The sequence below is a fragment of the Mycobacterium zoologicum genome, assembly GCF_020181635.2.
GTDB classification, from domain to species: domain Bacteria; phylum Actinomycetota; class Actinomycetes; order Mycobacteriales; family Mycobacteriaceae; genus Mycobacterium; species Mycobacterium zoologicum.
Map to the genome: position 1 here is coordinate 52,706 of NZ_JAYJJS010000006.1, position 24,689 is coordinate 77,394.

The 24,689-nt window shown below is 67.2% G+C and carries 19 protein-coding genes; 2 read left to right on the forward strand and 17 right to left on the reverse strand.

Going from position 1 to position 24,689, the window contains the following annotated elements:
* Nucleotides 1-3: 3 nt before the first annotated feature.
* The 9 genes from K6T84_RS07070 to K6T84_RS07110 all read right to left on the reverse strand — a co-directional run bounded on the left by K6T84_RS07070 (nt 4) and on the right by K6T84_RS07110 (nt 9,350).
* Nucleotides 4-762 carry an SDR family NAD(P)-dependent oxidoreductase gene (locus tag K6T84_RS07070; RefSeq protein ID WP_224864494.1) on the reverse strand — a complete coding sequence of 253 codons (759 nt, stop codon included), beginning with the start codon at nt 760-762 and terminating at the stop codon, nt 4-6.
* Nucleotide 763: 1 nt separating this feature from the next.
* Nucleotides 764-1,810 carry a phosphotransferase family protein gene (locus K6T84_RS07075; RefSeq protein WP_225401400.1) on the reverse strand — a complete coding sequence of 349 codons (1,047 nt, stop codon included), beginning with the start codon at nt 1,808-1,810 and terminating at the stop codon, nt 764-766.
* Nucleotides 1,811-1,987: 177 nt separating this feature from the next.
* Nucleotides 1,988-3,166, reverse strand: coding sequence for an NAD(P)/FAD-dependent oxidoreductase (locus K6T84_RS07080; protein ID WP_224864492.1), 1,179 nt, complete (start codon nt 3,164-3,166; stop codon nt 1,988-1,990).
* 36 nt (nt 3,167-3,202) lie between these two features.
* Complete coding sequence (locus K6T84_RS07085) at nt 3,203-4,027, reverse strand: mycofactocin-coupled SDR family oxidoreductase (protein WP_224864491.1); 825 nt, start codon at nt 4,025-4,027, stop codon at nt 3,203-3,205.
* Nucleotides 4,028-4,153: 126 nt separating this feature from the next.
* A complete protein-coding gene (gene tuf, locus K6T84_RS07090) occupies nt 4,154-5,344 on the reverse strand; it encodes an elongation factor Tu (RefSeq protein WP_224864490.1) in 1,191 nt (396 codons plus the stop codon).
* A 90-nt stretch (nt 5,345-5,434) separates the two neighbouring features.
* Complete coding sequence (gene fusA, locus K6T84_RS07095; protein ID WP_224864489.1) at nt 5,435-7,537, reverse strand: elongation factor G; 2,103 nt, start codon at nt 7,535-7,537, stop codon at nt 5,435-5,437.
* 74 nt (nt 7,538-7,611) lie between these two features.
* Complete coding sequence (rpsG, locus tag K6T84_RS07100; RefSeq protein WP_224864488.1) at nt 7,612-8,082, reverse strand: 30S ribosomal protein S7; 471 nt, start codon at nt 8,080-8,082, stop codon at nt 7,612-7,614.
* Entirely contained in the window at nt 8,082-8,456 is a 375-nt protein-coding gene (rpsL, locus tag K6T84_RS07105; protein WP_007767794.1) for a 30S ribosomal protein S12, read from the reverse strand. The genes rpsG and rpsL overlap by 1 nt, the downstream gene beginning before the upstream one ends.
* 264 nt (nt 8,457-8,720) lie before the next feature.
* Nucleotides 8,721-9,350, reverse strand: a complete 630-nt coding sequence (locus K6T84_RS07110; protein ID WP_225401399.1) for a TetR/AcrR family transcriptional regulator — start codon at nt 9,348-9,350, stop codon at nt 8,721-8,723.
* 154 nt (nt 9,351-9,504) lie between these two features.
* On the opposite strand from K6T84_RS07110, the gene K6T84_RS07115 reads away from it, so the two are divergent.
* Nucleotides 9,505-9,867: a DUF3060 domain-containing protein gene (locus tag K6T84_RS07115; protein ID WP_224864486.1), complete on the forward strand. Its 363-nt coding sequence runs from the start codon at nt 9,505-9,507 to the stop codon at nt 9,865-9,867.
* Nucleotides 9,864-10,280: a DUF3060 domain-containing protein gene (locus tag K6T84_RS07120; protein WP_225401398.1), complete on the forward strand. Its 417-nt coding sequence runs from the start codon at nt 9,864-9,866 to the stop codon at nt 10,278-10,280. The genes K6T84_RS07115 and K6T84_RS07120 overlap by 4 nt, the downstream gene beginning before the upstream one ends.
* Nucleotides 10,281-10,287: 7 nt before the next feature.
* Here K6T84_RS07120 and K6T84_RS07125 read toward each other — a convergent pair whose 3' ends face one another.
* From K6T84_RS07125 to rpoB, 8 genes are all read right to left on the reverse strand, one after another.
* On the reverse strand, nt 10,288-11,052 hold the full coding sequence (locus tag K6T84_RS07125; RefSeq protein WP_225401397.1) for a crotonase/enoyl-CoA hydratase family protein: 765 nt from the start codon (nt 11,050-11,052) through the stop codon (nt 10,288-10,290).
* Nucleotides 11,049-11,753: a PaaX family transcriptional regulator C-terminal domain-containing protein gene (locus tag K6T84_RS07130; RefSeq protein ID WP_225401396.1), complete on the reverse strand. Its 705-nt coding sequence runs from the start codon at nt 11,751-11,753 to the stop codon at nt 11,049-11,051. The genes K6T84_RS07125 and K6T84_RS07130 overlap by 4 nt, the downstream gene beginning before the upstream one ends.
* A 23-nt stretch (nt 11,754-11,776) precedes the next feature.
* Entirely contained in the window at nt 11,777-12,712 is a 936-nt protein-coding gene (locus K6T84_RS07135; RefSeq protein WP_224864482.1) for a crotonase/enoyl-CoA hydratase family protein, read from the reverse strand.
* 24 nt (nt 12,713-12,736) lie between these two features.
* A complete protein-coding gene (locus K6T84_RS07140) occupies nt 12,737-14,377 on the reverse strand; it encodes an acyl-CoA dehydrogenase family protein (RefSeq protein WP_225401395.1) in 1,641 nt (546 codons plus the stop codon).
* A gap of 266 nt (nt 14,378-14,643) precedes the next feature.
* Nucleotides 14,644-15,402 carry a deoxyribonuclease IV gene (locus K6T84_RS07145; RefSeq protein ID WP_224864480.1) on the reverse strand — a complete coding sequence of 253 codons (759 nt, stop codon included), beginning with the start codon at nt 15,400-15,402 and terminating at the stop codon, nt 14,644-14,646.
* Nucleotides 15,403-15,407: 5 nt separating this feature from the next.
* Nucleotides 15,408-16,871 (reverse strand): glutamate-cysteine ligase family protein, encoded by a 1,464-nt coding sequence (locus K6T84_RS07150; RefSeq protein WP_225401394.1) that lies wholly within the window; start codon nt 16,869-16,871, stop codon nt 15,408-15,410.
* Nucleotides 16,872-17,024: 153 nt separating this feature from the next.
* Nucleotides 17,025-20,975, reverse strand: a complete 3,951-nt coding sequence (locus tag K6T84_RS07155) for a DNA-directed RNA polymerase subunit beta' (RefSeq protein ID WP_224864478.1) — start codon at nt 20,973-20,975, stop codon at nt 17,025-17,027.
* Nucleotides 20,976-21,013: 38 nt separating this feature from the next.
* On the reverse strand, nt 21,014-24,568 hold the full coding sequence (gene rpoB, locus K6T84_RS07160; protein ID WP_225401393.1) for a DNA-directed RNA polymerase subunit beta: 3,555 nt from the start codon (nt 24,566-24,568) through the stop codon (nt 21,014-21,016).
* Between the last annotated feature and the right edge of the window lie 121 nt (nt 24,569-24,689).

The window sequence follows — 24,689 nt, forward strand, 5'->3', positions numbered from 1 at the left end:
CTCTTACGGAATGCCGCCGTCGGCCCGCAGGATCGAGCCGGTGGTGAAGCTGGACGCATCCGACATCAAAAACAGTGCGGCACCGATGATCTCGACTGGCTCTCCAGCCCGCTGCAACGCGTGGCCGCGGAACGGGTTGGCGTCGCCGAAGTTCCACGCCTTGGAGATGTCGGTCAGGAACGGCCCGGGCATCAAGGTGTTCACCCGCACCGTGGGGCCGAAGGCCTGAGCCAGCGCCTCGGTCATGGCGTTGAGCCCGGCCTTGGATGCGGCATAGGGGATGAACGACGGGTGCGGGCGCAGCGAACCGTGTGTGCTGACGTTGACGATCGACCCCCGCCCGGCGGCCAGCATCCGCTCACCGACCAACGCGGACAACCGAAACGGGCCCTTGAGGTTGAGGTTGACCACGGCGTCGAACATCTTCTCGGTGACGTCGGTCTGCTTGTCGTACACCGGCGACATGCCGGCGTTGTTGACCAGCACGTCAACCCGCCCGAACCGCTGATACACCGCGTCGACCAGTCCGTCGAGCTGATCCCAGCGCCCGACGTGCACCGCATAGGGCATGGCGCTGCGCCCGGTCTGCGCCTCGATCTCTGCGGCGGTCGCCTGACACGCCTCCAGCTTGCGGCTGGCGATCACCACGTCGGCGCCGCAGTGCGCGGCGGCCAGCGCCATCTCCCGGCCCAGCCCGCGGCTGCCACCGGTGACCAGCACCACCCGGTCGGTCAGGTCGAACAGCGCGTCGGCGTAACCCATCTCACGCTCGCTTCGCGGGTAGGGAGCGGGCGAGATCGGCGGCTGCGGCGATCAGCTGCGGGATCATCGGGCCCATCGCCGCCGCGACCGCCGGGTCGACCTTGTCACTGTTCACCGAGGCCGCGTACGTCTTCTCCAGCACGATCCCGAGCTTGAAGTTCGCCAGCACCAGGTAGTAGTCGATGTTCTCGGTGGAGCGCCCGCTCACCCGCTCGTAGTGCTCCAACAGCTCGGATCGGGTCGGCATCCCGGCCAGGTCGGCGTAATAGCCTTCGGTGCGCGGGTTTTCGCCGTCGTAGCCGAGCAGCGCCCAGGCCAGATCCAGCAGCGGATCACCGATGGTCGTCATCTCCCAGTCGATGATCGCGACCAGCTTCGCCGGGGCGCCGTGGCCGTACATCACGTTGGCGAACTGATAGTCGCCGTGCATGATGCCCGGGGTGTAGTGCGCCGGACGGTTGGCGCGCAGCCAGTCGGCGGCCTCGTCCAGGCCGGGCAGCTCGCGCACCCGGTAGTTGTTCAGGAAGGCCAGCCAGCGGTCGACCTGGCGCTCGTGGAATCCGTCCGGGCGGCCGAACCCGTCGAGGCCCTGGGCGCGCCAGTCCACCCGGCCCAGCCGTGCCGCGCCGTCCACCAACTCGAAGGCCAGACCGCGACGGGCATCCAGGTCGGTGTCGAACGGTGCCGGCCAGGCGTTGCCGGTGGAGTTCCAGCCGTGGACCTCGGCCATCACGTAGCAGGGCTGGCCCAGCACATCGCCGGCGTCGTCGGCGGCGATCAGCGCGGCATGCGGCACGTCGGTGCCGGCCAGCGCGCGCACCAGCCGGATCTCGCGGCGCAGGCCGTCGAGGCGGGCCGCGTCGGCGCGGGCGCCGGGCATCCGCAACACCATCGGCGCCCCGCGACCGGCCACCCGATAGAGCGCATTCTGCGAGCCGCCGGACAGCGGTTCCAGCCGCGGCATCTCGCCGTTGCCGGGGGCGCCGGCGGAGTCGAGCCAGCGGCCCAACGCGGCTTCATCGAGTCGTGATCCCTGCACATCCGCCATCGCCTGCACCTCCCGATCTCTGTATGGAGAATAGCGTTCTCCGGTCAATTGCGCGAGCGTGCACAAGCATCCGGTATTTCCCCAGGTCGGGGTCGACATTTGTGCACGCTCGACGAAGGGGGGGCGACGCGAGAGGGCGAAGGGGGGCGACGCGAGGGGGCGAAGGAGGCGACTCCCCTAGGTGGCGAGCACCTCGGAGATCGGGGCCCGCGCGGCGATCTTGGCGCGCATCGCCATCACCTTGCCGGGCCGGCCGCCGCCGACCACACCGGCCAGCACGCCGTCGCGCTCGTAGTAGGCCAGGAACTTGTGCCCATCGTCCTCGACCACGTGCACGGTGTCGCCTGCCCCCGGCTCACCCAGGCACTGGATCTTGACGTCGTACTGGTCACTCCAGAAGTACCCGGGCACCGCCACGTCGTGCAGAGACTCGCGGCCCAGCATGTTGGGCACCATCACCCGCACCTGGGTGACCACGTTGCTCCAATGCTCCACGCGCGACTGGTGCCCGTCATGACCACGCCAGAACGCGACGTCGCCGACGGCCCACACATCGGGTGCGCTGGTGCGCCCGATCGCATCGCAGAGCACGCCGTTTCCGACCTCGATGCCGCTGCCGTCCAGCCAGCCGGTCGCCGGTGTCGAACCCACACCGAGCACCACCAGATCGGCGGCCAGCTCCGAGCCGTCGTCGAGCACCACCGTCTCCACGCGCCCGTCGCCGCGGACCTCGGCGACTCCGACCCCGCAGCGCACGTCGACGCCGTTGGCCCGGTGCAGCCGCGCCACCATCTCACCGATCTGGGTGCCCAGCACCGCCGCCAACGGAGTCGGCTGAGGCTCGACGATCACCACGCCCACACCGAGCTTGCGCAGGCTGGCAGCCGCCTCGGACCCGATGAAACCGGCGCCGACCACCACGGCGCGACGCGCGGCGGCCGCGTCACCGCGCAGCAGCAAGCTGTCCTCGAAGGAGCGGACCACCCGGATACCGTCCAGGTCGCCGAGGCTCGGGATGCGCCGCGGCACCAGCCCGGTGGCGATGACGAGCTGGGCGTAGGCCAGGGTGCTGCCGTCGGCCAGCGTCACCGTGCGGGCCTCGGTGTCGACGCCACGGGCGCCACAGCCCAGGCGCAGGTCGATGTCGTGGGTGGCGTAGAACTCCGGCGGTTCCAGGGTGGTGTCGTCACGCTCGCCGCGCAGCACCTCTTTGGTCAGCGGCGGCCTGTCATAGGGCGGGCGGGTCTCATCGGAGACGATCGTGATGGGCCCGGAGTACTCCTCGCGTCGCAGCTCCTCGGCGGTACGCACGGCCGCCAGGCCGCCACCGACGATCACGATTCCGTGCTCGGGCACGTGGGTCCCCCTCGTTCTCCTGGTCGGGCAGAACGATCAGTATTTCAAAGCGCCCTTGTCGACCGGGATCTGCACACCCGACAGGACGCCGGAGCCCTCGCCGGCCAGCCAGGCCACCACGTCGGCAACCTGCTCGGATGAGATGAAACCGTTGGGGTGCAACGGCATCGGGGGGAACGCGTGCAGATAGTCGTTGTGCTCGCCGAAGATCTTGCCCATCAGCTCCGGCTCGATCATCGGGGTGTCCACCGAGTACGGGTGAATCGAGTTGACCCGGATCCCGTACTTGCCGGCCTCCAGCGCCAGGGTGTTGGTCAGAGCCACCAGGCCGTACTTGGACGCCGCATAGTGGCCGTTGCCGGGAGTGGCCTTCACCCCGGCCGAGGAGCTGACGATCACGATCGAGCCGCCGTTGCCGGCCTCGATCATCGCCGGCACCGTCGCACGGATGGTGCGCCAGGTACCGGTCAGGTTGACGTCGATGACGGTGTTCCACTGTTCGTCGGTGAGCTCCCACAGCCGGCCCCAGCTCAGCACGCCGGCGTTGGCCACCACGATGTCGAGCCGGCCGAACTGCTCGACGCCGTCGGCGACCAATGCGCTCAGCGCGGCGTCGTCGCGGATGTCGACGGAGCGGGCCAGCACCTTGCGGCCTTGAGCCTCGACCCCGCGTACCGTCTCGGCGAGGTCGTCGGGCGTGGCCGCCGGATAGCTGATGCACTCCGACACCGGCGCGCAGATGTCGGCGGCGATGATGTCGGCACCCTCGGCCGCCAGCCGGATGGCGTGCGCCCGGCCCTGACCGCGCGCCGCACCGGTCACCAACGCCACCTTGCCCTGCAAGCTCTGGTTTTCATTCACGCGACGAGGCTAGCAGCTCGGAACTGGAACGTGTTCTAGATCCCGGCGTTCCGGCCGAACCACACATCCGGCACAACAAAAACCCCCGGCCGATCGGCCGGGGGCTCTTGTCTGTCAGAACAGGTACTACTTGACGACCTTGGTCACCTGGCCGGCGCCGACGGTACGACCACCCTCACGGATGGCGAACCGCAGGCCCTCGTCCATGGCGACGGGCTGGATCAGCTTGACGGAGATGTCGGTGTTGTCACCGGGCATGACCATCTCGGTGCCCTCCGGCAGCGTCACCACACCGGTCACGTCGGTGGTGCGGAAGTAGAACTGCGGACGGTAGTTGTTGAAGAACGGCGTGTGGCGGCCGCCCTCGTCCTTGGACAGGATGTAGACCCGGCCCTCGAACTCGGTGTGCGGGGTGGTGGTGCCGGGCTTGACCACAACCTGGCCACGCTCGACGTCCTCACGCTTGATGCCACGCACCAGCAGACCGACGTTGTCGCCCGCCATGCCCTGGTCCAGCAGCTTGCGGAACATCTCCACACCGGTGACGGTGGTCTTGGTCGAGGTCGGGCGGATGCCGACGATCTCGACCTCTTCGTTGACGTTGATCACGCCACGCTCGACACGACCGGTCACCACGGTGCCACGACCGGTGATGGTGAACACGTCTTCCACCGGCATCAGGAACGGCTTGTCGGTCTCGCGGACCGGGTCCGGGATGGACTCGTCGACAGCGGTCATCAGGTCCTCGATGGACTTGACCCACTTCTCGTCGCCCTCGAGCGCCTTCAGAGCCGAGATCCGGATGACCGGAGCGTCCTCGTCGAACTCCTGGCTACCCAGCAGCTCACGGACCTCCATCTCGACGAGCTCGAGGAGCTCCTCGTCGTCGACCATGTCGGACTTGTTCAGCGCCACCAGGATGTAGGGCACACCCACCTGGCGGGCCAGCAGCACGTGCTCGCGGGTCTGCGGCATCGGGCCGTCGGTCGCGGCGACCACCAGGATCGCGCCGTCCATCTGGGCGGCACCGGTGATCATGTTCTTGATGTAGTCAGCGTGACCCGGGGCGTCCACGTGGGCGTAGTGACGCTTCTCGGTCTGGTACTCCACGTGGGAGATGTTGATCGTGATACCGCGCTGACGCTCTTCGGGAGCGTTGTCGATCTGGTCGAACGCCCGCGACTCGTTCAGGTCCGGGTACTTGTCGTGCAGAACCTTGGTGATCGCTGCCGTCGTGGTGGTCTTGCCGTGGTCAACGTGACCGATGGTCCCGATGTTGACGTGCGGCTTCGTCCGCTCGAACTTCGCCTTCGCCACTTCTTGTCCTCCTGGACTTGTTGGTGCTGGGTTACAGCAGGATTGATCTTTTTCGTTTGTGCCACCGTAGCGGCGCGGGTTTGTAGCTAGTTACTCGCCCGTTGCCTTCGCGATAATCTCCTTCGCCACCTGCGCCGGCACTTCAGCGTAGGAGTCGAACACCATGGAGTAGTTCGCCCGGCCCTGGGTCTTCGACCGGAGGTCGCCGACGTAGCCGAACATCTCCGACAACGGCACCTGCGCCTTGACGACGCGCGCACCGCTGCGCTCCTCCATGGCCTGGATCTGACCACGGCGGGAGTTCAGGTCGCCGATCACGTCGCCCATGTAGTCCTCGGGCGTGGTGACCTCGACGGCCATGATCGGTTCCAGGATCACCGGCTGCGCGGCGGCAGCAGCCTTCTTCAGCGCCTGCGAACCGGCTACCTTGAACGCCATCTCCGAGGAGTCGACGTCGTGGTAGGCGCCATCGGTCAGCGTGACCTTAATGTTGACCAGCGGGTAGCCGGCCAGGATGCCGTACTGCATGGCGTCCTGGGCGCCGGCGTCGACCGCCGGGATGTACTCGCGGGGCACGCGGCCACCGGTGACCTTGTTCTCGAACTCGTAGGTCGCGCCGTCCTCGCCGGTGAACGGCTCGATGTCGATGAGAACCTTCGCGAACTGGCCCGACCCACCGGTCTGCTTCTTGTGGGTGTACTCGACCTTCTCGACCTTTTTGCGGATGGTCTCCTTGTAGGCCACCTGCGGCTTGCCGACGTTGGCCTCGACCTTGAACTCGCGGCGCATCCGGTCCACCAGGATGTCCAGGTGCAGCTCGCCCATGCCGCCGATCACGGTCTGGCCGGTCTCCTGATCCAGGTGCACCTTGAAGGTGGGGTCCTCTTCGGCCAGCTTCTGGATGGCCAGACCCAGCTTCTCCTGGTCGCTCTTGGTCTTGGGCTCGATGGCGACCTCGATGACCGGCGCCGGGAACGTCATCGACTCCAGCACGATCTGGTTGGCCGGGTCGCACAGCGTGTCACCGGTGGTGGTGTCCTTCAAGCCGATCACCGCGTAGATGTGGCCGGCGGAGACCGACTCGACCGGGTTCTCCTTGTTGGAGTGCATCTGGAACAGCTTGCCGAGCCGCTCCTTCTTGCCCTTGGTGGAGTTGACCACCTGGGCACCGGACTCGACCTTGCCCGAGTACACCCGCACGTAGGTCAGCTTGCCGAAGAACGGGTGCACCGCGATCTTGAACGCCAGCGCGGCGAACGGCTCGTCGGTGCTGGGCTTGCGGCTGATGACCTCGTCCTCTTTGCCGGGCACGTGGCCCTGCACCGACTCGACGTCCAGCGGCGACGGCAGGTAGTCGACCACCGCGTCCAGCATCGGCTGGACACCCTTGTTCTTAAAGGCGCTGCCGCACAGCACCGGGTACAGCTCGGAGGTGACGGTCAGCTTGCGGATGCCGCCCTTGATCTCCTCGATCGAGAGCTCCTCGCCGCCGAGGTACTTCTCCAGCAGGGCCTCGTCGGTCTCGGCGACGGCCTCCAGCAGCGCGGTCCGGTACTCGTCGGCCTTGTCGGCCAGGTCGGACGGGATCTCGATGGTCTCGTAGGTCTCACCGAGCTTGGTCTCGCCGCGCCACACCTTGGCGTTCATCTCGACCAGGTCGACGATGCCCTCGAAGTCGTTCTCGGAGCCGATCGGCAGCTGGATCACCAGCGGACGGGCACCCAGGCGCTCCTCGATGGTGCGCACGGTGAAGTAGAAATCCGCACCCAGCTTGTCCATCTTGTTGACGAAGCAGATGCGCGGGACGTCGTACTTGTCGGCCTGGCGCCACACCTGCTCGGACTGCGGCTCGACACCCTCCTTGCCGTCGAACACGGCGACGGCGCCATCGAGCACTCGCAGGGACCGCTCCACCTCGACGGTGAAGTCGACGTGTCCCGGGGTGTCGATGATGTTGATCTGGTTCTTGTTCCAGAAGCAGGTCACCGCGGCGGAGGTGATGGTGATGCCGCGCTCCTGCTCCTGCTCCATCCAGTCGGTGGTGGAGGCGCCGTCGTGCGTCTCGCCGATCTTGTAGTTGACCCCGGTGTAATAGAGGATCCGCTCGGTCGTCGTCGTCTTACCGGCGTCGATGTGCGCCATGATGCCGATGTTGCGGACCTTGTTCAGGTCGGTGAGCACGTCCTGTGCCACAGCAGTCTTCCCACTCTTTGTCGTTACTTCAGTTGCTTGTTTGTAGCTGGTCCCGGCGGGTCAGGCCGGCGTGATCACCAGCGGTAGTGCGCGAAGGCCCGGTTCGCCTCGGCCATCTTGTGGGTGTCCTCGCGTCGCTTGACGGCGGCACCCAGGCCGTTGCTGGCGTCGAGGATCTCGTTGGCCAGGCGCTCGATCATGGTCTTCTCGCGGCGGGCCTTGGAGAAGCTCACCAGCCAGCGCAGCGCCAGCGTGGTGGAGCGGTCCGGCCGCACCTCGACGGGCACCTGGTAGGTGGCGCCACCGACGCGGCGGCTGCGGACCTCCAGGGCCGGCTTGACGTTGTCCAGCGCGCGCTTGAGCGTCACGACCGGGTCGGTACCGGTCTTGTCGCGCGCCTGCTCCAGCGCGCCGTAGACGATGCGCTCGGCCAGGGACTTCTTGCCGTCCATCAGGATCTTGTTGACCAGCTGGGTGACCAGCTGCGACCCGTAGACCGGGTCGGAAACCAGCGGACGCTTGGGAGCGGGACCCTTGCGCGGCATCAGCTCTTCTCCTTCTTCGCGCCGTAGCGGCTGCGGGCCTGCTTGCGGTTCTTGACTCCCTGGGTGTCCAGCGAGCCGCGGATGATCTTGTAGCGCACACCGGGGAGGTCCTTCACCCGGCCGCCACGCACCAGCACCATCGAGTGCTCCTGCAGGTTGTGACCCTCACCCGGGATGTAGGCGGTGACCTCGACCTGGCTGGTCAGCTTCACGCGGGCGACCTTACGAAGCGCCGAGTTCGGCTTCTTCGGGGTGGTGGTGTACACGCGGGTGCACACGCCTCGACGCTGCGGGCTGCCCTTGAGGGCCGCGGTCTTGACCTTGGCGACCTTGTCGCGGCGACCCTTGCGGACCAGCTGCTGAATGGTTGGCATCTACCGGCTTCCTGTATCGCTGTTCAAACTCTGTAAAACGTGCAGTCCTGTGCCCTACCGCTTATCCCGCGGTCGGGCGTGTCGCATGGGCCACTGCGGATTTCTCCGCTGCATAATGGACACGCGAATTGGGCCCGGCCGCGCGCGTTATGTCTCCAAACGCGCCTATGTGGCCAGGCACGAGCTACCACGATACCCGTCAGCACTCCGGCAGGTCAAAGCGCGGCCCCTGTATCCCCTGTGGCCCCTTCCGCCCGCTGGGTATCAGGCGGTACGGCCGTCCATGGCCGAGGCCAACCGGCGCACCATGTCGGCGAATACCGCCTCGGTGTCGACGTCGTCCATCACCCCGGTCATCTCCAGCAGCACGAAGCCGTGCATGGCCGCCCAGAACTCCAGGGCAGCGTGAAACGCCCGCTCCCCTTCGAGCCCGTAGGACATCAGCACCTCGATCACCGGGGCCGCGGCGCGGGTGGCCGCCGCCGTGTACTCCGGGTCGTCGCCGCCCAGCGGCATCCGGGTGAACGCCGAATAGCGGCCGGGGTGGTGGTGGGCGTAGCTGCGGTAGGCGCCGGCCATCACCAGCACCGCGTCGTCGCCGCTGCGACCCTTACCGACCTGGGTGAGCATCTCCAGCAGGTCGTCGATGACCCGCATCCGCATCGCTCGGCGCAGGTCGTTGAGACTGTGCACGTGGTTGTACAGCGACGGGCCCTTGGTGCCCAGCTGGGCGGCCAGCGCGTTGATGGTCAGTGCGTCCCAGCCCTCGCGGTCCAGGAAGTTCAGCGCGGCGTTGACGATGATCTCGCGGCTCAGCTTGACCGGCCGCGCCCCGGATTTTCCGTTGGCGCGTAGCCGCCCGCCCGCCGACGGCGGGTCTGATCGAGCTGGCATGGCGTACGCCCTTCGGATCGTGTGGTCCGGCTGGGGAACCGACGGGAGATCAGCACAGAACTCTAATCCACGGATAACCGGGGGAACCGCGGTACGGCCGAGCCGCCGCGACGTAAGCTTTGGCACCAGTTGGGACCGGCGAGAGGGGCCGAAGATGAAATCGACCGCACTGTGTGCAGCAATGCTGTGCGTCGGGGCCGGTTTGTTCGGTGCCGCCGAGGCGACCGCCGTGCCCGGCGACATCCACGTCTACGGGGTGCACGAGACCCGTTCGCTGGACTGCCAGGGCGGCACACTGTTCATCAACGGGGTGAACAACACCGTGTACGCCTTCGGGGACTGCTGGGCGGTGACCATGCAGGGTTCGCAGAACACCGTGATCGCCGAGAACATCGTCAACGACGTCACGGTGTACGGCTACGACCAGACCGTCTACTACCACAACGGCGACCCGTTCCTGTACGACCGCGGACGCGAGCTGGGGATGACCAACCGGCTCGCGCGCGTACCGGCGTGACCCACGGCCACACCCGAAATTCCTGGACGACCCTGCTCGCCGGTGTCACGCTGCTGGCACTGATCGCCGGTACGGCCGGCTGCGAATCCGAACCGCCGCACCGGTCGGCCCGGATCTCGAAGAACTATGACGGGCGATTCATCAACACGATCACCTACGACTCGTTCGGGACCACCTCGGAGCTGAACTGCGCCGACGGCAAGTCACTGAACGTGACCGGGTCCAACAACCGGCTGACGGTTCGTGGCCGCTGCGCGACGGTGACAGTCGCCGGTGCCGACAACCGGATCAGCGTCGACCGGGTGGAGACAGAGCTGACGATCAGCGGGATCAACAACTCGGTGGCCTACCGCAGCGGCGACCCGAAGCTGGACGACCGGGGTTCGGGCAACACCATCAGCGACCGGCGCTGATCAGGCTTCAAGTCCTGGCGCCGTGCCGGCCCGCGCCTTTGGCGAACCGGCCCGCACCTTTCAAGGCTTCTTCGGCTACCCGCTCGATGCTCTCGAATTCCTGTGCCATCGCATCGGTTTCGCTCATCCCCCACTGGTTCAGCGCCGAGAGCCGATCGGAGCGCAGGCAGCCCTGCGGCAGCTCGGCGAGCTCGGCAGCCAACTCCTCGGCAGCCCGGCGTGCGTCACCGCTGGGCACCACCCGATTGGCCAGTCCGATCGCTTGGGCCTCGGCGGCGTCCACCGCCCGCCCGGTCAGGATCATGTCCATGGCGCGACCGTGGCCGATCAGCCGGGGCAGTCGCACCGTTCCGCCGTCGATCAGCGGCACCCCCCAACGGCGGCAGAACACCCCGAAGACTGCGTCGGTCTCGACGACGCGCAGGTCGCACCAGAGCGCGAGCTCCAGTCCGCCGGCCACCGCGTAGCCGCTCACCGCGGCGATCACCGGTTTGGACAGCACCATCCTGGTGGGGCCCATCGGGCCGGGTCCGCTGCGGTGGGTCTGGTTGGAGTCGGCGGTCCCGAGCGCCTTGAGATCGGCTCCGGCACAGAAGGTTCCGTTGTCGCCCCAGAGCACGGCCACCGACGCGGTGTCGTCGCGGTCGAATTCGCCGAAGGCCTGATACAGCTTGGCCGCGGTCGGCCCGTCGACGGCGTTGCGCGCCTGCGGCCGGTTCAGGATCACGGTGGTGATCGCACCGCTGCGCTCCACCCGCACCGCATCTGTCATCTCTCCACCTGCCCCGCTTGGCGCCGCGACGTCAGCTCGGCGACGAATTCGGAGTACCGGTCACGCAGTCGCTGCCCGGGCCAATCCGCCGGGAGCAGCTCCGGCGGCAGCACCGGGTCGCGGCGCAGGTGCCGAACCATCGCGGCGGCGACCGCGAAGCGATCGGGAATGCCATCGGCATCGGCCATCACCTTGAGCAACCCGTGGCCGGTGTCGGCCCATTCGGTCAGATCCCACAGTGTGGCGGCGAGCTCGGCGGGGTGTTCATCGCGCGCGGTGAGCGTTCGGGTGTGCACGCTGAGCTCGGGGCCGAGCTCGACGGCGATGTTGTCCGGGCGCATCCAAATCCCTTCGCGCAGTTCGGCGAACCGCAGGGAAGTGAGTCCGGAGCGCAGCGCCGCGCGGGTCCTGGCATCACTGCCGATGCTGGTGACCACCACTGCGATCCAGTCGCCGTGCCAATCCCGCGTCGTCGGATTCAGCGCCTCGTCCTGCCGGCGCTGGCGATCGAGCAGACGCTCAGAGAGGCCGTAGCCGTCGGCGGAGCGGATCAGGTCACCCGCGGCGACCATCCGGGTCAGTGCCACCCGCATGGCGGTCTCCTTGACCAGCCCCGCTGTCAGCCTGAGCAATTCAGCCGGAGTCGCCGAGGCCGGGTGCGCTCCCAGCAACAGTGAGAGCACCACCGAACGTGCCGTCATCCGGTCCTGAACACCGTGCATGCCTATACCCCGGACGTGCTTCGCCCGTAGTCGCCGAACGGCTCGTCGCGGTGGCGGACCGCGTCGCGGAAGCCGTGCGCCACCGCGTCGGCGACGAACGCGTGCCCCTCCCGGGTGTGGCGGGCCACCCCGTCGAAGACGGTGCTGACCATCCGGCTGGTGGCCACCCCCTGTTGCAGCAGCGCGGTGTTCAACGCCAGCTTGGCCATGATGAGCTGGTTGACGGGCATCGCGGCGATGCGGGCCACCAGTCGCTCGGTGCGCTCCTCGAGGTCCGCCGGGCCGGGGGCCTCGATGGCCAGGCCCCATTCGGCGGCCTGCGCGCCGGTGATGCAATCTCCGGTCAGCAGAAGGCGTTTGGCGCGCTGGTCGCCGAGCCGGTGCGCCCACAACCCGGCGGCCGGCACTCCCCATACCCGGGTCGGCGGGTAGCCGATCTTGGCGTCGGAGGCCGCGATCACCTGGTCGGCGTGCAGCGCGATGTCGGTGCCGCCGGCCACGCAGTAGCCGTGGATCTTGACCACCGTCGGTTTGTCGGCGTGCATCAGCGCGGCGAACCCGCGGACGAACCGGCTCATCATCTGGTAGTCGACCATCGGATCCCAGGGCTGGTCCGGGCGATGGTTGGCGGCCTGGATTTTGCCGTCGAGCACGCTGCCGCGATAGTTCTCACCGCCCGCCGACGACGAGCCTTCGGCGTAGGCGCCCAGGTCGAAGCCCGCACAGAACCCCTCGCCGCGGCCCGACACCAGGATGACGTGCACGTTCGGGTCCAGGTCGGCGCGCTCCACCAGCGCCGACAGTTCCAGCGGGGTGTCGGCGGTGATCGCGTTACCGTGCTCGGGGCGGTTGAAGGTGATTCGGGCTATCCGGTCGGTGACCTCGTAGGTCATCGTGCGCAGATTATCGAACTCAACGGGCGCGATGTGGTGTCGCATGAAACCGCCTTTGCCTTAGCCCCTTTACGAGCCTTTCACCAAGGCACGCTCCAGGATCGGCCCGATATCCAGGCCCGTCGGGAGCGTACCGAACGCCCCGCCCGACTGTCCGCCGAAACGGGTGGCCAGGAAGGTTTCGGCGACGGCCGGGTGGCCGTGGCGCACCAGCAGCGCACCTTGCAGCGCCAGGCAGATGTCCTCGGCGATCTTGCGGGCCCGGTACTGCGCCGCGTCGAGGTCCCCGAGCTCGCTCAGCGTCGCCTTGAGGTTCGCCACGTGCGAGCCCAGCCGGCGGTCATCGGCTGCCGGGCCGGCCAGCTCGTCGAAGAGCACCGCCACCGAGTCGGGCTGGGTTGCCAACGCGCGCAACGTGTCCAGTGCGCTGACGTTGCCCGAGCCCTCCCAGATGCCCATCAACGGCGCCTCCCGGTACAGCCGCGGCATCAGCGAGTCCTCGATGTAACCGTTGCCGCCCAGGCATTCCATCGCCTCGGCGGCGTGCGGGGTAGCGCGCTTGCACACCCAGTACTTGGTAGCCGCCAGGCCGATCCGGCGCAGCAGGGCCTCCCGGTCATCACCCTGGACCGCGCGATCGGTGGCGCCGGCCATCCGCATGGTCACGATGGTGGCCGCTTCGGCCTCCACCGCCAGGTCGGCCAGCACGTTGCGCATCGCTGGTTGGTCGATCAAGTAGGCGCCGAAGGCCTTTCGGTGCTGGGCGTGGTAGGTGGCGCGGGCCAGGCCCATCCGCATGCTGGTGGCGCTACCCAGAGCGCAGTCCAGCCGGGTGAGGTTGACCATCTCGATGATGACCGAGACGCCGCGGCCCTCCTCGCCCACCAGCCAGGCGGTGGCCCCGTCATACTCGACCTCGCTGGAGGCGTTGGCGTGGTTGCCGAGCTTGTCCTTGAGCCGCTGCAGCCGCATCCGGTTGCGGGTGCCGTCCGGGAGAATCCTGGGCAAAAAGAAACAGCTCAGCCCGCCGGGCGCCTGGGCCAGCACCAGGAAGATGTCGCCCATCGGCGCGGAGGTGAACCATTTGTGCCCGGTCAGGGTGTAGCTGCCGTCACCGTTGGCCACCGCCTGGGTGGTTCCGGCCCGCACGTCGGAACCGCCCTGCTTCTCGGTCATCGACATGCCCGCGGTGAGGCCGGCCTTGTCCGCCGGGATCGCCAGCTCCGGGTCGTAGACCCGGCTGGTCAGCAGCGGCTCGTAGGTCTTGGACAGCTCCTGGTTATAGCGCAGCGCGGGGATCACCGCGTAGGTCATCGAGATCGGGCACATGTGGCCGGGTTCGGCGGTCCAGACGCCGGTCTGGGCGGCGCGCACCACGTGAGCACCCGGGCGCGGGTCGGCCCACGGCGCGGCGTGCAGCCCGTGCTCGATCGCGGTGCGCATCAGCTCGTGATAGCCCGGGTCGTACTCCACTTCGTCGATTCGATTTCCGACGATGTCGTGGGTGTGCAGGACGGGCCGGTTGCGATCGGCGAGCTCCGCCCAGCGCTGGGCCTGCTTCGATCCGGAGATGGCGCCGAGGTCGGTGACCTCGTCGACGCCCCACTGCCCACCCTCGCGGATCAGCGCCTCGATGAGCACCGGTGAGGTCGCCGGGTTGTAGCCCTGTAGGGGAGCGACTTGGTTGGTGACGATATGCGTGTCGGCCATGCCCGAGTATTACAGATTCGTCACATACGCACAAGACTCTGTAATTATTGATGTGGTCAAAATTGAAACGGCGGTCACGGTCCGAGGTCGGGAGGTTCCAGGCCGTGACCGCCGTAGCTTGTTGGGCTCTTCGGCGAGCTCAAGTAGTTTTAACACATCACCAACTAATTGTCATTCATCGGTGAGAGAATCAGTCGGTTTGGATGATCAGCAGACGATAACAGGGTGAACGGTCTCTGCTCGTCCGGCTCGGGAGGACGGCTCGATCAGCCGACGCGCTCCTTGAGGAATGCGATATCAGCCGCGCGGCCCTCCTCGGAGGTCTCGCAGATCACCGGGGCGCCGGCGGCTTTGACCACGGCCACCAGCAGGTCCGGGTCGATCTGGCCGGTGCCGAAGTTGGCGTGCCGGTCGCGGCCCGAGCCGGCCGCATCCTTGGAATCGTTGCAGTGCACCAGGTCGATGCGCCCGGTGATGGCCTTGATGCGCTGCACCGCGTCGGGCAGGGCCTCCCCGGCCGCCCAGGTGTGGCAGGTGTCCAGGCAGAACCCGACGCCGGTGTTGCCGATGTGGTCCCACAGCTTGGCGATGGTGTCGAAGTGCCGGGCCATCGCATGCTCACCGCCGGCGGTGTTCTCCAGATACACCGGGACCGTCGTCTCCAACTGATCCAGCGCCTTGCGCCAGCGGACGAACCCGGCCTGCGGGTCGGAGTCGTCGGCGGTGACGTGCCCGCCGTGCACGATCACGGCCTCCGCACCGATGTCGGCGGCGGCGTCGCAGGTCTGCTGCAGCACGGTGCGCGACGGGATGCGCACCTTGTTGTTGGGCGAGGCGACGTTGATCAGGTACGGCGCGTGCACGTAGATCGGCAGCGCCGCCCGTCGCAGCTGCTCGGCGTCCTCGCGGGGTTTGGGCGGCTTCCAGCTCTGCGGGTTGCCGAGGAAGATCTGCACCACATCGGCGCCCTCGGCCTGCGCGGCGGCCAGCGGATCGGCCGGGCGCACATGGGATCCGATCAACACGGCCGTCAGCTTAGTTCCCAAGTGTGCACCGGCCGGTTGGTGTGCATGTGCGTGCAGTATCGCCGCAGCATCTCGGCCAGCGCGTCCGGCCGGCTCATCCCCCGGGCCTGCAACGCCGTGACCGTCGACACCTGCCACGCGGCGCCGTTTCGCCCGGTGGCGATCCGGCCCTCGATGATGCCGAGGAACCGGTCGGCCACCTCCGCGGCGACGCCCCAGTCAGCCAGGCCCCGGCGTGCCAACGGCAGCAGCTCCCGTCGGGTCAGTTCCCCCATGCCGACCTCGCCCAGGCCCGGCCAGTACAGCCGCGCGGCCATCCCGTGTCGGGCCGCCCGGCGAAAGTTGTCGTGAGCAGTCGCGAAGCCCAGCCGGGTCCACAGCGGGCGCTGCTCCCGAGCCAGGACGCGCAGCAGGCCGTAATAGAACAGCGCGTTGGCCAGCATGTCGGCGACCGTCGGTCCCGACGGCAGGACCCGGTTCTCCACCCGCAGGTGCGGCCGTCCGTCGACGACGTCGTAGACGGGGCGGTTCCACCGGTACACCGTCCCGTTGTGCAGACGCAGCTCGGAGAGCTGCGGGGTCCGTCCGCACGCCAGCTCGGCGACCGGGTTCTCGTCGGAGACTTCTGGCAGCAGCGACGGGAAGTAGCGCACGTTCTCCTCGAACAGGTCGAAGATCGAGTCGATCCACCGCTCCCCGAACCACACCCTGGGGCGGACCCCCTGCTTCTTGAGCTCCTCGGGCCGGGTGTCGGTGGATTGGGCGAACAACTCGACGCGGGTCTCCGCCCACAGCTGATGGCCGAAGAAGTACGGGGAGTTGGCGCCCAGCGCCAACTGCGGGCCGGCCAACGCCTGGGCGGCGTTCCAGTGGCCGGCGAACTCCTCCGGCGACACCTGAAGGTGCAGCTGCATACTGGTGCACGCCGACTCCGGCGCGATCGACGCAGTCTGCAGTGTCAGCGGCTCGGGGCCGTCGATGTCGATGACGATGTCCTCACCGCGCGCGGCGACCACCGAATCGTTGAGCGCGGCATACCGGGCCGTGTCACTCATCCAGGCCCCGGTGAGGTGGTCGGGCATCAGAGTGGGCAGGATGCCGATCATCACGATCTGCGCACCGTTGCCGCGGGCCTTGGCGTCGGCGACGTTGAGGCTGGCGCGCAGGTCGGTCTCCAGCTCCAGGCCCCGACGCCCGGGCAGCGGACGCGGCTCAACGTTCAGTTCGATGTTGTAGGCCCCCAGCTCACGCTGGTACGCCGGATCGCCGATGGCGGCGAGTACTTGGGAATTCGCCATCGCCGGCTGGTAGTCCGCGTCGACCAGGTTGGTCTCGATCTCCATGCCGGTCAGCGGCGCCTCGCATTCGAAGCTGGACCGGGCCAGCATCGTCTCGAAAACATCCAGGCACTGCTGGACCTTGCGCCGGTAGCGCTGACGTTGGGTGTGGCTGTGGGCGGTGCGGTTCACCCTGTTCCCATACCCACCATGGTGGCTGCGCACGCCTGTGCCCGCTTCGAGTCGGAATCTCACGACGTGACGCGCCGCGAGTCTGTCGCCGGATTCCGACTCGGCGTCAACGAGAAGAGCCCCGGGCGCACCCGGGGCTCTTCTCGTCGTCGACTACCGGTAGTCGCTGTAGCCGTAGTCGTCCAGCGGAACGGCGGCACCGGTGGCGGCGCCGAAGTCCGGGCTGTAGTACTGATCCTCGTAGGACGGGATCGTGTACGCAGCGGCCCGGGCCTCCTCGGTCGGCTGCACCGCGATGTTGCGGTAGCGGTTGATCCCGGTACCGGCCGGGATCAGCTTTCCGATGATCACGTTCTCCTTCAGACCCTGCAGCTTGTCGCTGCGGCAGTTAATCGCCGCATCGGTCAGCACGCGGGTGGTCTCCTGGAACGACGCCGCAGACAGCCACGAATCGGTGGCCAACGACGCCTTGGTGATACCCATCAGCACCGGACGGCCGGCAGCGGGCTCGCCGCCCTCGGCCACCACCCGACGGTTCTCCGTCTCGAACTCGGCACGCTCGGTGAGCGAACCGGGCAGGAACTCGGTGGCACCGGAGTCGATGATCGTGACCCGGCGCAGCATCTGCCGGACAATGACCTCGATGTGCTTGTCGTGGATCGACACACCCTGAGCCCGGTAGACCTGCTGGACCTCCTTGACGAGGTGGATCTGCACCTCGCGGGGGCCCTGGACTCGCAGCACCTCGTGCGGGTCGGCGGAGCCCTCCATGAGCTGCTGGCCGACCTCGACGTGGTCGCCGTCGGAGAGCAGTCGCTCGGAGCCGTCCTCGTGCTTGAACACCCGCAGGCGCTGACGCTTGGGCAGCTTGTCGTAGACCACTTCCTCGCCGCCGTCGTCCGGAACGATGGTGATCTTGTAGAACTTGTCGCCCTCTTCGAGGCGGACCCGTCCGGCGACGTCGGCGATCGGCGCCTTGCCGCGCGGGATCCGGGCCTCGAACAGCTCCTGCACACGCGGCAGACCACCGGTGATGTCGTCACCGACGCCACCCTGGTGGAAGGTACGCATGGTCAGCTGGGTACCGGGTTCACCGATGGACTGGGCGGCGACGATGCCGACGGCCTCGCCGATGTCGACCAGCTTGCCGGTGGCCATCGACCGGCCGTAGCAGGTGGCGCAGACGCCGGTTCCGGTGGCGCAGGTCAGCACCGAGCGCACCTTCACCTGCGAGATGCCCGCACCCAGCAGCGCCTCGATCGACGGGTCGCCCAAGTCGTGGCCGCGCTCGACGACCACGTTGCCCTTGGCGTCCGCCGCGTCGACCGCCAAAGTGCGGGCGTACGCCGAGGTCTCGATGAACGGGTCGCGGATCAGCGAACCGTCGGCTGCCACCTCGGCGAGCTCCACCATGATGCCGCGCTCGGTGCCGCAGTCGTGCTCGCGCACGATCACGTCCTGCGACACGTCCACCAGACGACGGGTCAGGTAACCCGAGTCGGCGGTACGCAACGCGGTGTCCGCCAGGCCCTTTCGAGCACCGTGGGTGTTGATGAAGTACTCCAGCACGGTCAGGCCCTCACGGAACGAGGACTTGATCGGGCGCGGGATGAACTCACCCTTGGGGTTGGTCACCAGACCCTTCATGCCGGCCAGCGTCCGGGTCTGGGTGAAGTTACCCGTCGCACCGGAGTCGACGATCGTGATGATCGGGTTGTCGGCCGGGTAGTGGTCACGCAGCGCCTGACCCACTTCCTCGGTGGCTTCCTTCCAGATCTCCACCAGTGCCTCGTTGCGCTCGTCATGGTTGAGAGCACCACGCTGGAACTGCTTTTCGACCTTGTCGGCGCGATCCTCGTAGGAGTCCAGGATCTCCTTCTTGCGCGGCGGCACCAGCACGTCGGCCATCGAGACCGTGACACCCGAACGGGTGGCCCAGTGGAAGCCGGCGTCCTTGAGCTTGTCCACGGTCTGGGCGACCACGATCATCGGATAGCGCTCGGCCAGGTCGTTGATGATGACGGCCTGAACCTTCTTGTGCATCTGCTTGTTGACGAACGGGTACCCGGTCGGCAGCAGCTCGTTGAACAGCACCCGGCCCAGCGTGGTCTCGGCCATCCAGGCATCACCCGGACGCCAGCCGTTGAGACCGAACAGCTCGGTCTCGATCTCGGCCGGCGGACGCAGCTGGTCCAGACGCACCTTGATCTTGGCCCGCACGCTCAGCGCACCGCGGTCCACGGCCATGATCGCCTCAGCCGGCGAGGCGTACACGCCGTGCTCCGGGCGGTCCTTGGCGGCGGGGGTGTATTCGCCTGTGTCACCGTCGATCTCGGTGGTCAGGTAGTACAGACCGGTCACCATGTCCAGACGCGGCATGGCCAGCGGGCGACCCGAGGCCGGCGACAGGATGTTGTTGCTCGACAGCATCAGGATGCGGGCCTCGGCCTGCGCCTCCGCGCTAAGCGGAAGGTGCACGGCCATCTGGTCACCGTCGAAGTCGGCGTTGAAGGCCTCACACACCAGCGGGTGCAGCTGAATGGCCTTGCCCTCCACCAGCTGCGGCTCGAAGGCCTGGATGCCCAGGCGGTGCAGGGTGGGTGCACGGTTGAGCAGCACCGGATGCTCGGCGATGACCTCTTCGAGGACGTCCCACACCTGGGGCCGCTGGCGCTCCACCATTCGCTTGGCGCTCTTGATGTTCTGCGCATGGTTCAAGTCCACCAGACGCTTCATCACGAACGGCTTGAACAGCTCCAGCGCCATCAACTTGGGCAGACCACACTGGTGCAGCTTGAGCTGCGGGCCGACCACGATCACCGAACGGCCGGAGTAGTCGACACGCTTGCCGAGCAGGTTCTGACGGAACCGGCCCTGCTTGCCCTTGAGCAGGTCGCTCAGCGACTTCAGCGGGCGGTTACCCGGACCGGTCACCGGCCGGCCGCGACGGCCGTTGTCGAACAGCGCGTCGACGGACTCCTGCAGCATCCGCTTCTCGTTGTTGACGATGATCTCGGGCGCACCCAGATCGATCAGTCGCTTCAACCGGTTGTTGCGGTTGATGACCCGGCGGTACAGGTCGTTGAGGTCGGACGTGGCGAACCGGCCACCGTCGAGCTGCACCATCGGGCGAAGCTCCGGCGGGATCACCGGCACCGCGTCGAGCACCATGCCCATCGGGGAGTTACCCGACATCTGGAACGCCGCGACCACCTTGAGGCGCTTGAGAGCACGAAGCTTCTTCTGCCCCTTGCCGTTCTTGATGGTGTCGCGCAGCGACTCGGCCTCGGCGTCGATGTCGAAGGTCTCGATCAGCTTCTGGATCGACTCGGCACCCATGGCACCGGTGAAGTACTCGCCGTAGCGGTCCACCAGTTCGCGGTACACGGTCTCGTCGATGATCAGCTGCTTGGGAGCCAGCTTGACGAAGGTGTCCCAGATGTTGTCCAGGCGGTCCAGCTCACGCTGGGCACGGTCGCGCAGCTGACGCATCTCGCGCTCGCCGCCGTCGCGGACCTTGCGCTTCACGTCGGCCTTGGCGCCCTCGGCCTCCAGCTCGGCCATGTCGGCCTCGAGCTTCTGGGCGCGGGCCTCCAGGTCGGCGTCGCGCTGGTCCTCGACGGCCTTCTTCTCGACGACCATCTCGGCTTCGAGCGTGGACAGCTCGTTGTGCCGCATCTCGGTGTCGACGGCGGTGATGACGTAGGCGGCGAAGTAGATGATCTTCTCGAGATCCTTCGGCGCCAGGTCGAGCAGGTAGCCCAACCGCGACGGCACGCCCTTGAAGTACCAGATGTGGGTGACCGGTGCGGCCAACTCGATGTGGCCCATCCGCTCACGACGCACCTTGGCGCGGGTCACCTCGACGCCACAGCGCTCACAGATGATGCCCTTGAAGCGCACGCGCTTGTACTTGCCGCAGTAGCACTCCCAGTCGCGAGTCGGTCCGAAGATCTTCTCGCAGAACAGGCCGTCCTTCTCGGGCTTGAGCGTGCGGTAGTTGATCGTTTCCGGCTTCTTGACCTCACCGTAGGACCATTGCCGGATGTCCTCCGCGGTGGCCAGGCCGATGCGGAGCTCATCGAAGAAGTTGACGTCGAGCACGTAACTCCCTTTCCCCTTGCGGGTTTAGTAGCTAGAAATTAAGCGAGGTCTTCCACCGAGGCGGATTCGTTGCGGGACAAGTTGATTCCCAGGTTGGCCGCAGCCCGCTCCAGGTCCTCGTCCTCGCCTTCGCGCAGCTCGATCGCCGCACCGTCCTTCGCCAGCACCTCGACGTTGAGGCACAGCGACTGCAGCTCTTTGAGCAGCACCTTGAAGGACTCCGGAATGCCCGGCTCGGGGATGTTCTCGCCCTTGACGATCGCCTCGTAGACCTTGACGCGCCCCACGGTGTCGTCGGACTTGATGGTGAGCAGCTCCTGCAGCGTGTACGCCGCGCCGTAGGCCTGCATCGCCCAGCACTCCATCTCACCGAACCGCTGGCCACCGAACTGCGCCTTACCGCCCAGCGGCTGCTGGGTGATCATCGAGTACGGGCCGGTGGAACGGGCGTGGATCTTGTCGTCCACCAGGTGGTGCAGCTTCATGATGTACATGTAGCCCACGGTCACCGGGTACGGGAACGGCTCACCGGAACGCCCGTCGAACAGCATGGCCTTGCCGTCGGCGTTGACCATGACGTCGCCGTCGCGGTTGGCCAGCGTCGAGGCCAGCAGGCCCTGCAGCTCGTTCTCCTGGGCACCGTCGAACACCGGGGTGGCGGTGCGGGTGTCGGGCCCTGCCGAGTACAGCTCCTCGGGCAGCTTGCCGGCCCAATCCGGTACTCCGCCTGCGACATTGATGTCCCAACCGGTCTTGGCGATCCAGCCCAGGTGGGTCTCCAGGATCTGACCGATGTTCATACGACGGGGCACACCGTGGGTGTTCAGGATGATGTCGACCGGGGTGCCGTCCGGCAGGAACGGCATGTCCTCGGCCGGCAGGATCTTGCCGATGACGCCCTTGTTGCCGTGGCGGCCGGCCAGTTTGTCACCGTCGGAGATCTTGCGCTTCTGCGCGACGTAGACGCGCACCAGCTCGTTGACCCCGGCAGGCAGCTCGTCGTCGTCCTCGCGGGAGAACACCCGGATGCCGATGACCTTGCCGGACTCGCCGTGCGGCACCTTCAGCGAGGTGTCGCGGACTTCGCGGGCCTTCTCGCCGAAGATCGCGCGCAGCAGCCGCTCCTCGGGAGTCAGCTCGGTCTCGCCCTTCGGCGTGACCTTGCCGACCAGGATGTCGCCGTCACGGACCTCGGCGCCGATGCGGACGATGCCGCGCTCGTCGAGGTCTGCCAGCACCTCATCGGAGACGTTCGGGATGTCCCGGGTGATCTCCTCGGCGCCCAGCTTGGTGTCGCGGGCGTCGATCTCGTGCTCCTCGATGTGGATCGAGGTCAGCGTGTCCTCCTCGACCAGCCTGTTGGACAGGATGATCGCGTCCTCGTAGTTGTGGCCCTCCCACGGCATGATCGCCACGAGCAGGTTCTTGCCCAGGGCCATCTCGCCGTTGTCGGTACACGGACCGTCCGCGATCACCTGGCCGGCCTCGACACGCTGGCCGGCGTCGACGATCGGACGCTGGTTGGCGCAGGTGCCGTGGTTGGACCGGTTGAACTTGCGCATCCGGTAGGTCGCCCGGGTGCCGTCATCGGCCATCACCGTGACGTAGTCGGCGGACACCTCCTCGATGACACCGGCCTTGTCGGCGACGATCACGTCGCCGGCGTCGATCGCTGCCCGCAGCTCCATGCCGGTGCCCACCAGCGGCGCCTCGCTGCGCACCAGCGGAACCGCCTGACGCTGCATGTTGGCACCCATCAGGGCACGGTTGGCGTCGTCGTGCTCCAGGAACGGGATCATGGCCGTGGCCACCGACACCATCTGGCGCGGCGAGACGTCCATGTAGTCGACCTCGGACGACGACACGTACTCGACCTCGCCGCCCTTACGACGAACCAGGACGCGGTCTTCGACGAACCGGCCGTTGTCATCGATCGGCGAGTTGGCCTGCGCCACGACGTGGCGGTCCTCCTCGTCGGCGGTCAGGTATTCGATGTCGTCGGTGACGACGCCGTCGACGACGTTGCGGTACGGCGTCTCGATGAAGCCGAACGGGTTGACCCGGGCGTACACCGACAGCGAACCGATCAGGCCGATGTTCGGGCCTTCCGGGGTCTCGATCGGACACATCCGGCCGTAGTGCGACGGGTGCACGTCGCGGACCTCCAGGCCGGCCCGCTCACGGGACAGACCACCCGGGCCCAGCGCCGACAGACGACGCTTGTGGGTCAGGCCCGACAGCGGGTTGTTCTGGTCCATGAACTGGGAGAGCTGGCTGGTGCCGAAGAACTCCTTGATGGCGGCGACCACCGGGCGGATGTTGATCAGGGTCTGCGGCGTGATGGCCTCGACGTCCTGGGTGGTCATCCGCTCGCGGACCACACGCTCCATCCGGGACAGTCCGACCCGGATCTGGTTCTGGATCAGCTCGCCCACCGTGCGCAGCCGGCGGTTGCCGAAGTGGTCGATGTCGTCGACCTCGACCGGCACCTCGACGCCGCCCGGCACCGTCATGGTGGTGGTGACGCCGTCCTGAGCGGCCTGGTGCAGCCGCACCAGGTACTCGATGGTGGCCACGATGTCCTCTTCGGTCAACGTGGTCGGCGCGGTACCGGCGGTGACAGGCGCCGTCGGCAGGCCCAGCTTCTTGTTGATCTTGTAGCGACCCACCCGGGCCAGGTCGTAGCGCTTCTCCTTGAAGAACAGGTTCTCCAGCAGGGTCTGCGCGGACTCCTTGGTGGGGGGCTCGCCCGGCCGCAGCTTGCGGTAGATGTCCAGCAGCGCCTCGTCGGGGCTGGCGGCGGTGTCCTTCTCCAGCGTCGACATCATGATCTCGGAGAAGCCGAAGCGCTCGCGGATCTGCTCGGAGGTCCAGCCCAGGGCCTTGAGCAGGATGGTGACCGGCTGGCGACGCTTGCGGTCGATACGGACACCGACCAGGTCGCGCTTGTCGACGTCGAACTCCAGCCAGGCGCCGCGGCCCGGGATCACCTTGACCGAGTGCAGCGTCTTCTCGGTGGACTTGTCGATGCTGGCGTCGAAGTACACACCCGGCGAACGCACCAGCTGGGACACCACGACACGCTCGGTGCCGTTGATGATGAAGGTGCCCTTCTCGGTCATCATCGGGAAGTCACCCATGAACACCGTCTGGCTCTTGATCTCACCGGTGTTGTTGTTGATGAACTCCGCGGTGACGAACAGCGGGGCCGCATACGTCATGTCCTTGTCGCGGCACTCTTCGACCGGCGCCTTGACCTCGTCGAACCGCGGGTCGGAGAACGACAGCGACATCGAGCCGGAGAAGTCCTCGATCGGCGACAGCTCTTCGAGCACCTCTTCGAGGCCACCCTTGGGTGCGTTGCCGGTCAGCGCGGTGACCTTCTCGCGCCATTCCGGCGCACCGATCAGGTACTGGAACGAATCGGTCTGCACATCCAGCAGACCCGGGACCTCCAGCGGTTCGCGCAGCTTGGCGAAGGAGACCCGCTCGGGGGCTCCGGGCACGGAACTGTTCGGGGAATTTTCGGAGGTAGTACCTGAAGCGTTCTTCTTGCTCTGGCGGGAGACTGCCAAGATGCGTCCTTCCAGCACCTAATGCGGCCAGCGGGTCCCGGCTCTCACCAGACCCCGTTCGCTGCGAAATATCGACCGTTGGTTCGGCTGGCGAACGCTCTAGTCCGGTCTCACGCACAGCCAAACCACGAGGTCACAA